The organism is Collinsella aerofaciens, assembly GCF_015670795.1.
Lineage (GTDB): Bacteria > Actinomycetota > Coriobacteriia > Coriobacteriales > Coriobacteriaceae > Collinsella > Collinsella aerofaciens_Q.
The window spans coordinates 17,781-31,878 of sequence record NZ_JADPCJ010000029.1; the positions used below are offsets into that span (position 1 = coordinate 17,781).

The window sequence follows — 14,098 nt, forward strand, 5'->3', positions numbered from 1 at the left end:
GAGCAGCCGTCTTTTGCAGAGATTATTTTGTCCCAAGGCGGAACTTAGTGGCGGAAGTGGCGGGCGCCCGTAAACACCATAGCAATATTGTGCTCGTTGCAGGCCTGGATGCTCTCGTCATCGCGCTTGGAGCCGCCGGGCTGGATGATGCAAGTCACACCGTGCTCGGCAAGCACGTCGACGTTGTCGCGGAACGGGAAGAATGCGTCGCTTGCGCAGGCAAAGCCGCCCTTCTCCACGCCCTCGCGCTCGCAGAAGTCCTCGGCGCGCTCGCAGGCAAGCAGTGCGGAGTCAACGCGGTTGGGCTGACCCGGGCCCATGCCAATGCCGGCCTTGCCCTTGGAGACCAGGATGGCGTTGGACTTGACGCCCTTGCAGACCTTCCAGGCAAACTCGAGCTCGGCCATCTCGGCGTCGGTGGGCTTGCGGTCGGTGGGGAACGTAAAGGTCGCGGGGTCCTCGGTCACGTGGTCGACCTCCTGCACCAGCATGCCGCCGTCGACGGAGCGCAGCTCCACCTGGGCGCCGTGGTCCACGCCGCCGGTCGCCAACACGCGCAGGTTGGGGCGCTTGGCCATGCGCTCGAGCGCCTCGGCAGTGTAGCTCGGGGCGATGATGACCTCGACGAACTGCTTGTTCTGATCGGCAAAGTGTTCAACCAGATCAAAGGGAACCTCGCGGTTGCAGGCGATGATGCCGCCAAAGGCGCTCTTGGGATCGCAAGCGAAAGCGCGGTCGTAGGCAGCCGTGATGTCCTCGGCAACGGCGGAACCGCAGGGGTTCTGGTGCTTGAGGATTACGCAGGCCGGCTCGTCGAACTCGCGGACCAGGTTCCAAGCGGCGTCGGCATCCAGATAGTTGTTGTAGCTGAGCGGCTTGCCCTGGATCTGCTTGGAGCCCACGAGCGGGAACTGCGAGCTCGCGGTGTTCTCGCAGCCCTCGGCAAAGCGATAGACTGTGGCTTTCTGCTGCGGGTTCTCGCCATAGCGCAGGTCGTCGACCTTCTCCAGCGAAATCTCGAGCTTGGCAGAGGTGTCCGCCACGTCGCTTGCCTGGGCGGCGAGCCAGCGGGAGATGGCCGTGTCGTAGGCGGCGGTGGTCTGGTAGACCTTCACCTGCAGGCGACGACGGGTGGAAAGCGTGGTGCAGCCACCGGTCTCGTGCATCTCGGCCAGGACGGCATCATAGTCGGCCGGGTCGGAAATGACGGTAACGCTCGTGGCGTTCTTGGCGGCAGAGCGCAGCATGGAGGGGCCACCGATGTCGATGTGCTCGATGGCGTCCGCGAAGGTGACCTCGGAGTTGGCGACGGTCTTCTCGAACTCGTACAGGTTGACGACGACCAGGTCGATCAGCTTAATGCCGTGCTGAGCCGCCTCCTGCATGTGCTGCTCGGAATCGCGGCGGGCCAGCAGCGCGCCATGAACCTTGGGGTGCAGGGTCTTAACGCGGCCGTCCATCATCTCGGGATAGCCCGTGAACTCCTCGATGGGGGTTACGGGAATGCCCGCGTCCTCGATGGCACGAGCCGTGCCGCCCGTAGAGATGATCTCGACGCCAAAGTCGTCAACCAGCGTCCGTGCGAAATCGACGACGCCCGTCTTATCGGTAACCGAGATCAACGCGCGTGCGATCTTCACATCAGATCCCATGCAGTCCTCCTGTCTGGTACGCCGCCGTGCTCTGTGAGTCGGTGATACGTCGATCTGCAGCGCTCGCGCAGCGGCATTGAAAATACTGATTTAATGTAGCGCATCGAGCGCATCGATGCACCCCGCAACGGGCGCATGTGCAGAAAAAGTTTGCGAGCGGAGGGGATGGGCATGGCACCGGGCACGGTGAGTTCATGGAACACAGGGGCACCATAATTAGATGCCAATGGCGTGGTAGAACTGTGCTCGATATGCATCCGCAAAAGAAAGAGGCGCCATGGTCTCGCGGGTTCTCTACCGACCGTTTGATACCGAAGACTTCGACGCCATCGCGCTGATTCTGCAGCAGCTTTGGCATAACAATTCGGATAACGATGAGTACAACCGCCTTGAGGCCGCGTGCGACCTCGCCTATTGCCTTTCGTCGTCGACGTTTTCACAGGTTGCCGTAATCGACGGTCAGGCGCGTGGCATTTCGCTCGCGCGTGCGGGACAGAGCTCCGGCACCACTATCAACGAGCATTGGATGGATACCGAACGCGCGCTGCTATCGCAGATGCGTGAGCTAGAGCCCGATGCGTGCGCCGAGTATCTCTCGTTTGTGCGCGCAACCATCCGAACCAACAACCGCCTGCTCGAGAGCAGCCCGTTGCCGCACGACAACGAGGTCACGCTGCTTGCCGTGGATCGCGATGTCCATGGCCTGGGCGTTGGCACGGTTCTGCTCGATGCCGCGGTCTCGCACCTGTCCTCGCTTGGAGCGACGAGGGCGCACCTGTACACCGACTCCAACTGCTCGTGGAAGTTCTACGAGCTGCACGGCTTTAAGCGCACGGCCACGCACCGCGCCAACCGCGAAGAGCGCCGTCACGACATGCCGCGCGAAAGCTTTCTCTACGAACTCGACCTAACAGCCTAAACCCGGCAGTTAGGGACGTTCCTTTTGTGCCGGCACCCCGGGACACTCCTTGGCAGCAACCGCACCTAGTTGTTGGGGACATTCTTGGGTAACACAGTCGACGAAACCCTCGTTGGCGTCGCCCTATAGAGGGGTCTGCAAATAGCTGTGGGCAAAAAACATCAAATATGAGTACTGTTACCTTTTTAGTAGCAGCGATTTGGGGCATTTTAGAGGCTTTTAGACATAGCAGCCAGTCAGGCGAGCTGACGTATTTCCACAAATGTTCAATAAAATGGGCCCCTAACGAGAGATAATCTCATTAGGAGCCCATTATTTAGTGCAAATATATGTCACTATAATGGCAACAGTACTCATATTTGGCATTTTTTGCCCACTGCCCCCTGTGTGGGGATCCGTAACGGAAAGATAGACCCATTTCAAAGCATAAAAATGGGATAGATTTTCCGCCAACAGTCGCCGGAGAAGATCCATCCCAAAAATCAGAACGCGCTAGAACGTTCCGCCGCCGCCTCCGCCGACGCCGCCACCACCGCCGCCAGAGAAGCCGCCGCCGCTGCCGCCGCTCGAGCTATCGGAGCTCGAAGCCAGCTCGCGGATGGTCTCGTGATACACGTCATCGAATGAATCGAGCGGGGACTCGGTACCGTAATGATGGTAGTACCACCAGTAGCAGGGGTAGTTGTCGTAGAAATCGTCGCTGTTGCGCAGGTCCGCAGGCACGGCCTCGGCAAGCTGACGCAGCACTTCCTTGGAAACACCCAGCGCCACGCCCATCACCAGCAGCTTGTTCCACAGCACCAGATCGCCCGGGACGGCTTCCTTTAGACGAGTGAAGTCCTCGAGCCAATGCTTAAGTGCCTTGCAGCGAGCCGCCACCTCGGCGCCCTCCGGCGTAAAGCGGCGAAACGTAAGGCCCACGCCGATACCCACCAGCACAATCGGCACCGAGATAACCGCGGCGGTGATGTTCGCCTGTGCGCCATCGGTAAAGAAAATGGATCCCACGGGAACAAAGGCAATCAGGATACCAAGAACCAGGCAAAACACCATTGCAACAATGCCGTCTGAGGCAACGTACTCGCTATCGGCCAGCTTGCCCTTAACGGTGTTCTGATAGTCCTCGAGCTTGTCGCCCACGGGTGTAGCGTGCTGCTTGACGTAGTGCTGCAGCTCGTCGAACGTGCGCGAGCGATCGCCGTTCTCGTCAGGCTTAGTACCGGCAAAGAAGACCTTGAGCACCATGTGGTCAATGCCCTTGGCCGACTTCCAGCCCGCATCACTCACCGTCACGCGATACGTCTGCTCTTCTTTTTCACGCCCCAACAGACCCTTCTTGGCCTTGGTCACGGTCGCCTGCTCCAGCTTGATCACACGGTCGTCAGTGAGCTTCATGAGCGTGGCGATATATGCCTGATCGGGCACCTCGTTCCAGCTCATGAGGGCCGAAAGCACGGCGGGATGGTCGGCCGAAGGCACATCGCGGAAATATTCGTCCTGGAAAAGCGGCTTGGGCTTGCGCTTGCGCAGCTTGAGCATAACGATTGTGCCGGTAAAGGCCACCGCCGCAACAACACTTAGCACGGCAAGTGCATTGGCAATCATGCGAGCGTGAGCGCGGCGGGCGTTAGCTTCGTCGGCCCATTCCTTCTCTTCGCTCAGGATCGTTGACATGCGCTCTTCGCCCGAAGCGGCAAGCTGCGGCACCCAGTCGCTAGGGAAGGCGATGCGTGCCTCGGCGAATTCGCCCTGGTGCACGCAGGGAATGGTATAGGTGACCATGGGCTCGTCCTCATCGAGCGACACGTCGCCCGTCAGCGGACCATGGCCCCATGCGCGGAAGTTATCGCCCTTGACGGCCGCCGTCCCGGCAGCGGCATTCGCGAAGCACACTTCCATCTCGACGTCATCGGAATCCGCAGACCAGCCGTCACCTACGAACTTCCAGTAGAGCTCGGCGGTATCGGCCCAGTTCATAACCGCACCGGTCATGGTGTAGCTCACGTAGTAGATTGCGCTGTCGCCGCTCTCGTGAGGGCTGAACACCTTAATTCTTACGCCGTCACCGGTCTGCTCGACCGTGTAGACGCCAGAGTCGCCCTTGTTCGCGCTATCGACTTTGTTAAACGCGGTGTCCTCTTCCTCGACACTCAGCACGTCGACGCCCGCCGTGCCGCCCTGCTGGTTGGAGCCCGTATTGATCTCCCAAAACACGCCGTTGATGTCGTCGTCGAAATCAAACTGGCGTCCCTCGACAACGGTCAGCGATCCATCGGCCTCGACCGTGGCACTGATATAGGTCTGGGTCATGGAGTAGCCGTCGGCGTGCGCGGCGACAGGCAGCAGCAACAACGCAAGCGCGACGAGCACGCAGACGGAAGCGAATCGCGCAAACAGGTGGCGCTGCCGGCTGACTTTGGCGGCGAGGGTGTTCATAGGCACATCCTTTGTCTGTAAAACCAACAGCGCCATTGTCCCACGTTTGCGGGTACGCATGACGAACATCTAGGCGACCGGAGCGCCAAACGGGATGAAAGTCACACCCGCACCCCAACAGCCAGTCATTGGGGACGTTCTTAAATGACCAGTCATTAGGGACACCCTTGGCATGGCCTGCGCCAGCAATAGATACCACTTCACAGCTCCGTCACAGGTGTAGCGGCTTTGTGTGGGCGCGGCATGCGCTGACTGAGCCGCCAGCCGAGGGGCATAAAGCAGTCGAGCGAAAACGGTTTGCCCCTTTGCCGTTCGCTCGAGGATCATGTCCCCCTTTTCCGCGGAAACCCCGGCAGTTGCGAAGAGCTGCCGGGGTTTCTGTCGTTTGTGAGGCTAAGTCGGTACGCAGCGATCGAGACCTTGAGCCGCAAACCCACCGTGCGCAATGCGCACCGCCGCCAACTTGTGAGCGCGGCAACGCCTTCCCTGCCAAGCCCCGCGCTATACTCATCCGCATGGATATCAAAACACGCAACATAGCAACGCCCGCCGCGGACGCACCAGCAACGGCAGTGCCCACCCCCGTCGTGGGCCGCTTTGCCCCGTCGCCCTCGGGCCGCATGCACTTGGGCAACGTGTTCAGCTGCTTGTGCGCATGGCTTTCGGCCCGCAGCCAGGGCGGCAGCATCGTGTTGCGTATCGAGGACCTGGACGATCGCTGCAAGCGCCCGGAACTTGCCGCTCAACTGATTGACGATCTGACCTGGCTGGGGCTCGAGTGGGACGAAGGCCCCTACTACCAGCACGATCGCCCGGATCTGTACGAGGACGCCCTGCGCCAGCTGCAAGACGCCGGCCTCACCTATCCCTGTTTTTGCACGCGTGCCGAACTCCACGCCGCGAGCGCGCCGCACGCCAGCGACGGCACGCCCATCTACCGCGGCGCCTGCAGAGGTCTTTCTGCTGATGAAATCACCCGCCGCAGTGCCCTGCGTGCTCCGGCCACGCGCCTGCGCGTGCCCACCGTCGACGACCTCGCCAGCGACGTGATCGAATTCGTGGACCGCACGTACGGAGCCCAATGCGAAGCACTCGCCACCGAGTGCGGTGACTTTTTGGTGCGCCGCAGCGACGGCGTGTTTGCCTATCAGCTGGCCGTGGTGGTCGACGACGCTGCCATGGGCGTCACCGAGATCGTACGCGGATGCGACCTGCTTGGTTCCACGCCGCGCCAGATCTATCTGCAACATCTGCTGGGACTGCCCACGCCGCACTACGCGCACATTCCGCTGCTCATGTCACCGGACGGCCGCCGCCTTTCCAAGCGCGATCGCGATCTGGACCTGGGCGAGCTCCGCACCCGCTTTGGCACACCCGAGGCACTGTTGGGATGGCTCGCCGGGCAAACAGGCATCGCGCCGGACACCACGCCGCGTACCGCCGAGCAGCTGGTCGAGCACTTTAGCTGGGACGTCATCCGCGCGCATCGGGAGAACATCACTGTAACGGTCGAGTAGCCAGCCACCCCGCCTCTACGCAACATCCCAGGGCTGGAGTTCGTCACCCAAGCGAACGATGCAGTCGTAGAGCACGGTGTGACGCTCGGCCGGGTTGGTATCCCGATGAAAATGCCCGTAGTACCAGCGCTTGTAGTCCAAGCGGTCTTCCAGCTCATCGAAAAATGCCGTAAGCCGATCAACGGAGGGGCAATTCCAGCCGGACGCTGGATAAAGCGTGGACGAAAGCATGCGCGTAGAGCAGGTGTGAGTGATCACGTAGTCGACCGTCCAGCCCACGCTGTCGAGCTTTGCCCGCGCCTCCTCAAAGTTGCGCTCGTCCGGCAGCTCCTGCGGCCACCAGCTGGAATACGGAATGCGGTATTCCTTGTCCACGCTCGTGGCGCCGCCCATGGTAAAGACCGTTGAGCCGTCGAGCTCAAAAACCTCGCCGCGCGTCAGGCGCCGTATGGGCGAGGTATCCGACAGGCGCTGCGTCAGCCCACCGTGCCACAACTCCATGGGGCGTTCCGCCCAGTGATCGAAACGCTCGTGGTTGCCGTCGACAAACAGCACGGTGTAGGGGCGCGACTCCAGCCAAGCAATATCGGCACATTCCTCGGTAGAAAAGTCCCAGGGAAAGCCAAAGTCGCCCGCGATGATGAGATAGTCGTCGCTCGCCAGGCTATCCCCAAGCTCCCAATCGCGCAGCTTTTGCATGTCGAGCCCACCGTGAATGTCGCCCGTCACATAGACCGTCATCGGATCACCACTTCCCTGTAAGTCGCTAGCCCACATTCTGCACGATCGCCAAGCAAACCGTTCCAGCCCTTCCGTCCCTTAGGGCTTACCCTTCGTTCTTCCATCCAAACGGGTCAAGCACCCAAAAAACCAGATCGAGCACGCCGCCGGTCATCATGGCGCCGGCAAGGGCCATGCAAACGTGCAGAGAACTGGCACTTCGGAGCACGTCGAATGGCCCCAGAACAGCCAGCAGCGCGACCGCTGCGCCGGCAAGGCACAACGCGAGGCACGGCCCCGCGTCCTTGACGCACTTCTTTGCGAGATGCTTGGTGTTATCGCTCATTGGTATCGAACTCCTTAGAGGGTCGTTGTTTGGGTACATGCCGCCGCGGCAGAGCAGGGCGGCAGGGTAAGTGTCCCATGCCGTGCGGACATCAATGGAGAAACCGCCTGCTCGACCAACCTTTGACGCCGTTTTGCACCGGCACCCCATCCCCCGCTATCGAGGTCTAATACTTTTCCCACCGCTACCCAAAAACTCATCCAACATTAATCTTGGCTCAAGAATCGCTTAATCTATAACCTGCACTATAGAGTTCGAACAAGGGGCGGGGCGGCGCCGCGCAACGCAGGCCGCCGAACGCAACGCTCGCGCCCATCGAACGAAAGGACAGGTCATGGACGACCTCGAAAAAGTTGAAACCATCCGCACCAAGTGCAACGTGAGCTACACCGATGCCAAGGCCGCGCTCGACGCCGCCGACGGCAACGTTTTGGACGCCATCATTTGGCTCGAGTCGCAGGGCAAGACGCAGACCACATCGGCGCACGCCGCCACCGAGTCCGCGCCAGTCGATGAGCCCTCGGCCGAGATGGTCGCCGCGCAGGCCGCCTACGAGAAGTCGAGCGAAAAGACCGACTTCTCCAAGAAGATGGACGGCGTGTGGGAGTACCTCAAAAAGCTCTTCCGCCTGAGCCTGGACACCAAGTTTATCGCCACGCGCCGCGATGCGATCATCTTCAACATCCCCATCCTGATCCCCATCATCGCCCTGTTTGCCTGGGGCGCTACGATTTGGCTGATGCTGATTGGCCTGTTCTTTGGCATGCGCTACCGCATCGATAGCGACGGCGACGTGCCCGGCAGCATCAACAACCTTATGAATCACGCCGCCGATGCCGCGGATGACATCAAGCAAAATCTCAACGACGACAAGTAATCGCAGACGGGGGCACGCATGGCACGGATCCTGATCGTAGAGGACGAGGAGAAAATCGCCCGCTTTGTGACGCTCGAGCTGGAGCACGAGGGCTACCAGGTGGAACACGCCGCCGATGGCCGCACCGCTGTGGACCTGGCGCTGGAGCGCAACTACGATCTTATTCTGCTCGATGTGCTGTTGCCGCAGCTCAACGGCATGGAGGTGCTGCGACGCGTCCGCAAGCACAAGGATGTACCGGTGATCATGGTCACCGCGCGCGATGCCGTGATGGACAAGGTGGCCGGGCTCGATGCCGGCGCCGACGATTACCTGACCAAGCCATTTGCGATTGAGGAGCTGTTCGCACGGATCCGCGTGGCGCTGAAGCGCTCGGAGGCCGTGCGGGCGGCTTCGGGTGCGGGCGGCTTCGGTGCCGGGGCGGGCATGGCGGGCGGTGCGACCGGCAACGCCGCCACGATGTCCCAAGCCAGCGACACGGTCCAGACATCCGCCGCGCCCTCCCCCGCCACGCTCACTGTGGGCTCGGTCGCGCTCGATCCCGACCGCCGCGAAGTCACCGTCGCAGGCTCGCCCATCGCGCTCACGGCCCGCGAGTTCGACGTCCTCGCCCTGCTTATGACACATGCCGACACCGTGCTCACGCGCGAGCGCATCGCGCACGAGGCGCTGGGCTACGAATACGTGGGCGACACCAACAACGTCGACGTGCATATCGCGCACCTGCGTGCCAAGATCGAAGACGCCGGTGGTACCCGCATCATCCAGACCGTGCGCGGGGTGGGCTATGTCTGCCGCGCGTAACGCCGAGGCCAAGCGCGTTACATCCATCGCCCGCGCCATCAACTGGAGCTATATGTGGCGCCGCTTGATGAGCTATGTCTGGCTCGATCTGTTGCTGATGGTGATTGCGGCGGCGATCCTCGTCTATGGATACAACCAGACGCTGCCCGACGGCGCGTTTACCGCAGGATGGATCCCCGGCGCCACCGTTCACGGCATGTCGCTGACGCCCGCGCGCGGCTGGGACCCGGCAACGCTCACCTATACCGTCGAGCTTGCGCGTACCACCAAGACTTTCCCCCTCGCGCAGGACCTCGTCGCGCTATGGCCTCTCTACCTTGTCGTTGTGGGTTGGCAGGTCATCAGCGTGCTCGACATGCTCGGCGGCGCCCGTCGCGTGCGCCGCACCATGGCACCGCTCAACGACCTGGCCTTGCGCGTGGACGAACTCGGCCGTATGCAGCTCTCCGGCGGCAAGATGGAAACACTGGAGCAGGCCATCGAGCGCGCAAGCGTCGACTCGCCGAGCGTCACTACCGGCGACGCCGACCTGGCAAGCATCGAGGTTGCACTTAACCGCCTACTGCGCCAGATGCAAGAGGCCAAACTGCAGCAAATGCGCTTTGTCAACGATGCGAGCCACGAGCTGCGCACGCCCATCGCGGTGATTCAGGGCTACGTAAACATGCTCGATCGCTGGGGCAAAGACGACCCGGACGTGCTGGCAGAATCCATCGCGTCCCTCAAGGCCGAAAGCGAGCACATGCAAGAGCTCGTGGAGCAGCTGCTGTTTTTGGCGCGCGGCGATGCCGGGCGCACGGTCCTGCGGCGCGCAAATACCAACCTTGCCGCACTGGTCGGCGAGGTATGCGAGGAATCGCAGATGATCGATACCGAGCACACGTATCGGCTGGCCTTTGACGCTGCGCTTGTCAGCGACCCGCGCTGCGACGCGTCCGTCGACGTGGCGCTCGTGAAGCAGGCTCTGCGCGTGATCGTGCAAAACGCCGCCAAGTACTCGGATGCGGGAACGACCGTCACATTTGGCGTAGCGCCCGATGTGGGCACGGGCACGATCGATATAGCCGTTGAGGACGAGGGCATCGGCATGAACCAGGAATCCGCAGCTCACGCGTTCGAGCGGTTCTACCGTGCCGACAACGCGCGCGATGCCGGCGCACAGGGTTCGGGTCTGGGGCTTGCGATCGCCAAGTGGATCGTCGACAGCCACGGCGGCGTCATCGGTGTGACCTCGGTCGAAGGGGTCGGCAGCCGCTTTACGATTCGCCTGCCACGATAGGAAGCCCCTCGGCATAAATAAAGGGATAGGGCCACGCGGCCCTATCCCTTTTTGCCGCTATGGCAGCTTGTGCGCTACTCGCGGCACAGGTGCACGGCGAAACCGGCGAACTCGCGCTTAAAGTACACGAGCTTGGTACCACCGTCGGGCAGCAGCGCGCGCGACTCTTCGTTGACCTCGAGCCCGCGCTCGGCAAACCACTTCTCAGCTGCATCGATGTCGTTAACGGCAAAGCCGATGTGGCCCTTGGTGCCACGACCGTTCTGCTTCATGATCTCGACCAGCGAATCGTTGAAGTACGAAACCGGGGTCTCGATGACGGGCAGGCCCATCATCGTCGAGAACAGCTCCGCAATCTCCAAGGCGTCTGCCGGGTCGGCGGCGTTAATGCCCACATGGGCAACGCGCATGCCAAAGAGCTCGACCGGATTGGCGTTCTGCTCACTCATGCAGTCAGCGCCTACTGAGCCATGACGTCAAGAACGGCCTTCTCGGCAGCGACGCGGTTCATGCCGGTCATGAAGGGCACGCCGCTCACGTACGGGCAGGTAAGGCCCTCGGGGGCAACGGTGGTGGCGATCAGCAGATCGGCGCCCTCGTCGCAAACGTCCTTGGCCTCGGAGATGGCGCACTGCACGATCTCGTACTTGTCGGCGTAACCGTTGGCGTCGAGCATGGTGGCGACCTTCTGGGCAACGAGCGTGGAAGTAGCAGCGCCAGCACCGCAAGCCAAAACGATCTTCTTCATAGGTAATGTCTCCCTTCATGGTTTACTTTAGGTAAGTGTACCGCAGCGAGCGATGGCACTCGGCCTCGATGCGCTTTTATGCCAGTTTGCTTGCACGCCGCGTATAATACATCTAGCACGTGTTGTCATACCGCTCGCTTTACGAGCGACTAAGGACTCTAAAATGCCCGATTCCCGCACCCTCTGGACCGCCGTCGTCATTATTTGTATCGCCATATCGGTGTTCTTTAGCGTAAAAAAACGCACCACGTTTAAGCGCCTGCAACAGCTTATGGCTGCCAAGCAGTGGGACGAGTTCGATCGTTTGCTCGATGGCAAACTCACCAGCATGCTGTACCCGCGCTATAACCGCGACTACCTGCGCCTGAACTCCTATCTGCTGCGCGAGGACCACGAGCGCGCCGACGAGATGTTCGATTTGCTGCTGGGACTCAATCTGCCCAAGATGCAGCGCGTCGACCTGGTGATTAAGGCCTTTAACTACTACGTTGGCCAGGAGGACCGCAAAAAGTCCAAAGAGTTGTTGCACGAGATCAAGGGCTTTGAGGGCGGTCAGGCCGAGGCAGTTGCGCACGAGTGTCAGCTGATGTACGACACGATGATCCTCAAGCGCCACAACGACATTCCCGAGCTGGAGCGCATGCTCAAGGAGGCCGGCGACGACCCGGTCAAGCGCTGCCGCTTGGAGTACCTGCTGGCCCTGCAATACCAAAACAAGGGCGACGAGGCAAAGTCCCAAGAGTTCCTGGAGAAGTCGGGCCAACACTCGATGGCCGTCAACGCGTAACGGACGGCTTGTGCTAGACTTCTAGTCTCACGGGGGCGTGGCGGAATTGGCATACGCAGGAGACTTAAAATCTCTCGCCGCAAGGATTGTGGGTTCGAGTCCCACCGCCCCTACCATGTAGTGCTTACGAGCCCGTGTTCCCTGGGGATGCGGGCTCGTTTCTTTAAGATGCCGGCGGGACTCGAACCCGCGAGGGGGCGAGCGTTAAGCGGACGCGCAGCGTCCGTAGCGAGCCGGCGAGGGCGCCGACAGGCGGCCGAAGCCGGTGCGTATTTGCGCAGCAAATACGCAGACGTCCCACCGCCCCTACCATTTGGCTTTTACGAGCCCGTGTCCCCCAGGGATGCGGGCTCGTTTCTTTTACACGCCGGCGGGGCTCTAAGTTGCGGTGGAATAGTTCCTGTTTTGGCAGTTTACCAGCCCATTTAGGAACTATTCCACCGCGACTTAGGTTGGTGTTCCCACATTTTCCGATGGAAAAACGTGGTTGTCTCCCACATTTTCCGATGGAAAAACGTGGTTGTCTCCCACATTTTCCGATGGAAACTCCCAAATGGCCTTATACTAGCCGAGAGGGTTGGGAGGCAATATGCAGCGACAGCTTATGAGTGAACTTATCGCTTGGAAATCAAGGGCGAATCGCAAACCTCTCTTGCTTAAGGGAGCCCGCCAGACAGGAAAGACTTGGCTTCTTAACGAATTCGCAAGCCAGCAGTATCGAAACGTCATTCGTTTTGACTTTATGCTCGAGCCGAGCACACGCTCGCTGTTCGATGGGAACCTCGACCCCAAGCGCATCATCTCCCAGATAGAACTCCTACGTGGCCAAACCGTAACGCCGGAAGACACGCTCATCATCTTCGACGAGATCCAAGAGGCGCCACGCGGGATCACCTCGCTCAAGTACTTCAACGAGCTTGCACCCGAATGCCACATCGTGGCAGCCGGTTCCTATATGGGCCTCGCGCTCCGACGCGAAAACGAGTCATTTCCCGTCGGCAAAATCGACCAGCTCACCATGCGTCCCATGGGGTTTGCTGAGTTCGTTCGTGCCGTCGACGGCAACCCGCTCGCCGACGCCATCCTTGCCGCAGACATGAACCTTCTAGCAAACGTTACCGAAAAGCTCGAGCACTTGCTCAAGGAATACCTTGTTGTCGGCGGTATGCCCGAAGTTGTCTCCACTTTCGCCGAGACACGCGACTTCATCGAAGCCCGAAGGCTTCAACAGCAAATCATCGAGGCTTACGAATCCGATTTTGGCAAACATGCACCCGCCCGCATCGTCGAGCGCATGAGGTTGGTTTGGAAATCCCTTCCCGGCCAGCTTGCAAAGGAGAACAAGAAGTTTGTCTATGGCGCCCTTCGTCCCGGAGCGCGCGCACGCGATTTCGAGGAAAGCCTCCAGTGGCTCACGGACTACGGAATCGTTCATAAGGTGCCACGTGTTTCCGCTCTAAAGGCGCCGCTCTCGAGCTACGAAGACCTCTCGGGCTTCAAGCTGTTCTGCATCGACACCGGCATCCTCGGAGCGCTCTCCGGTCTCTCTCCGGCCATCGTTCTTAACGGATCTGCTGTTTTTACCGAGTTCAAAGGTTCGCTGACCGAACAATACGTCGCGCAGGAGCTTTTGCTCCAGGACAAAACTCCCGCGTATTGGTCCTCTACCTCTGGCAATGCCGAAACCGACTTTGCCATCGACCATGCGGGAACCGTGCTTCCGCTTGAGGTCAAGGCGGCAGAGAACCTTAAAGCGAAGAGTCTGAAAATAGCCTGCGAAAAATTCAAGCTCGAGCGTTGCGTGAGGAGCTCCCTGGCGACATATAGAGACGAGGGCATGCTCGTCAATATTCCGCTTTGGGAGATTGGGCAGATCGACAAGCTGGCATAGGCGCTGTGGGGACGCCCCGCAAGGACTGTCCCCAGGTGCCGGCAGAGACGATATGAGCAGGACATAAAAACATTGAGAGCCCCTGCTGCATGAAAGACCGCGGATTAGGCCGACAATGGTGA

13 protein-coding genes and 1 tRNA gene are annotated in these 14,098 nt (G+C 60.5%); 8 read left to right on the plus strand and 6 right to left on the minus strand.

The window, feature by feature from the left end; genetic code table 11:
- Positions 1–44: 44 nt before the first annotated feature.
- Positions 45–1,652 carry a bifunctional phosphoribosylaminoimidazolecarboxamide formyltransferase/IMP cyclohydrolase gene (gene purH, locus I4W09_RS08640; RefSeq protein WP_196033631.1) on the minus strand — a complete coding sequence of 536 codons (1,608 nt, stop codon included), beginning with the start codon at positions 1,650–1,652 and terminating at the stop codon, positions 45–47.
- 277 nt (positions 1,653–1,929) lie between these two features.
- Here purH and I4W09_RS08645 point away from each other — a divergent pair, with 277 nt between their 5' ends.
- Positions 1,930–2,571, plus strand: coding sequence for a GNAT family N-acetyltransferase (locus tag I4W09_RS08645; RefSeq protein WP_161115892.1), 642 nt, complete (start codon positions 1,930–1,932; stop codon positions 2,569–2,571).
- Between the two features lie 492 nt (positions 2,572–3,063).
- On the opposite strand, the gene I4W09_RS08650 is transcribed toward I4W09_RS08645, so the two are convergent.
- Positions 3,064–5,007 carry a DUF2207 domain-containing protein gene (locus I4W09_RS08650; protein ID WP_196033633.1) on the minus strand — a complete coding sequence of 648 codons (1,944 nt, stop codon included), beginning with the start codon at positions 5,005–5,007 and terminating at the stop codon, positions 3,064–3,066.
- Between the two features lie 620 nt (positions 5,008–5,627).
- Here I4W09_RS08650 and gluQRS point away from each other — a divergent pair.
- On the plus strand, positions 5,628–6,524 hold the full coding sequence (gene gluQRS, locus I4W09_RS08655) for a tRNA glutamyl-Q(34) synthetase GluQRS (protein ID WP_230318746.1): 897 nt from the start codon (positions 5,628–5,630) through the stop codon (positions 6,522–6,524).
- Positions 6,525–6,539: 15 nt separating this feature from the next.
- Here gluQRS and I4W09_RS08660 read toward each other — a convergent pair whose 3' ends face one another.
- Positions 6,540–7,265 carry a metallophosphoesterase family protein gene (locus I4W09_RS08660; RefSeq protein ID WP_196033638.1) on the minus strand — a complete coding sequence of 242 codons (726 nt, stop codon included), beginning with the start codon at positions 7,263–7,265 and terminating at the stop codon, positions 6,540–6,542.
- Between the two features lie 85 nt (positions 7,266–7,350).
- Positions 7,351–7,590, minus strand: coding sequence for a hypothetical protein (locus I4W09_RS08665; protein WP_196033640.1), 240 nt, complete (start codon positions 7,588–7,590; stop codon positions 7,351–7,353).
- Between the two features lie 334 nt (positions 7,591–7,924).
- Here I4W09_RS08665 and I4W09_RS08670 point away from each other — a divergent pair, with 334 nt between their 5' ends.
- The 3 genes from I4W09_RS08670 to I4W09_RS08680 are packed head-to-tail and all read left to right on the plus strand — an operon-like array spanning position 7,925 to position 10,550.
- Positions 7,925–8,467 carry a UBA domain-containing protein gene (locus I4W09_RS08670; RefSeq protein WP_196033642.1) on the plus strand — a complete coding sequence of 181 codons (543 nt, stop codon included), beginning with the start codon at positions 7,925–7,927 and terminating at the stop codon, positions 8,465–8,467.
- 18 nt (positions 8,468–8,485) lie between these two features.
- Complete coding sequence (locus I4W09_RS08675; RefSeq protein ID WP_196033644.1) at positions 8,486–9,271, plus strand: response regulator transcription factor; 786 nt, start codon at positions 8,486–8,488, stop codon at positions 9,269–9,271.
- Complete coding sequence (locus tag I4W09_RS08680; protein WP_196033646.1) at positions 9,255–10,550, plus strand: sensor histidine kinase; 1,296 nt, start codon at positions 9,255–9,257, stop codon at positions 10,548–10,550. Before I4W09_RS08675 ends, I4W09_RS08680 begins: the two co-directional genes overlap by 17 nt.
- Before the next feature lie 74 nt (positions 10,551–10,624).
- On the opposite strand, the gene I4W09_RS08685 is transcribed toward I4W09_RS08680, so the two are convergent.
- On the minus strand, positions 10,625–10,999 hold the full coding sequence (locus I4W09_RS08685) for a VOC family protein (RefSeq protein WP_196033648.1): 375 nt from the start codon (positions 10,997–10,999) through the stop codon (positions 10,625–10,627).
- 11 nt (positions 11,000–11,010) lie between these two features.
- Entirely contained in the window at positions 11,011–11,298 is a 288-nt protein-coding gene (locus I4W09_RS08690) for a PTS sugar transporter subunit IIB (protein WP_148332642.1), read from the minus strand.
- 163 nt (positions 11,299–11,461) lie between these two features.
- Here I4W09_RS08690 and I4W09_RS08695 point away from each other — a divergent pair, with 163 nt between their 5' ends.
- From I4W09_RS08695 to I4W09_RS08705, 3 genes are all read left to right on the plus strand, one after another.
- Complete coding sequence (locus I4W09_RS08695; protein ID WP_196033650.1) at positions 11,462–12,085, plus strand: hypothetical protein; 624 nt, start codon at positions 11,462–11,464, stop codon at positions 12,083–12,085.
- Between the two features lie 31 nt (positions 12,086–12,116).
- Positions 12,117–12,201: transfer RNA gene (locus I4W09_RS08700), tRNA-Leu, on the plus strand.
- A gap of 473 nt (positions 12,202–12,674) precedes the next feature.
- Positions 12,675–13,976: an ATP-binding protein gene (locus I4W09_RS08705; protein ID WP_196033653.1), complete on the plus strand. Its 1,302-nt coding sequence runs from the start codon at positions 12,675–12,677 to the stop codon at positions 13,974–13,976.
- Positions 13,977–14,098: the final 122 nt, after the last annotated feature.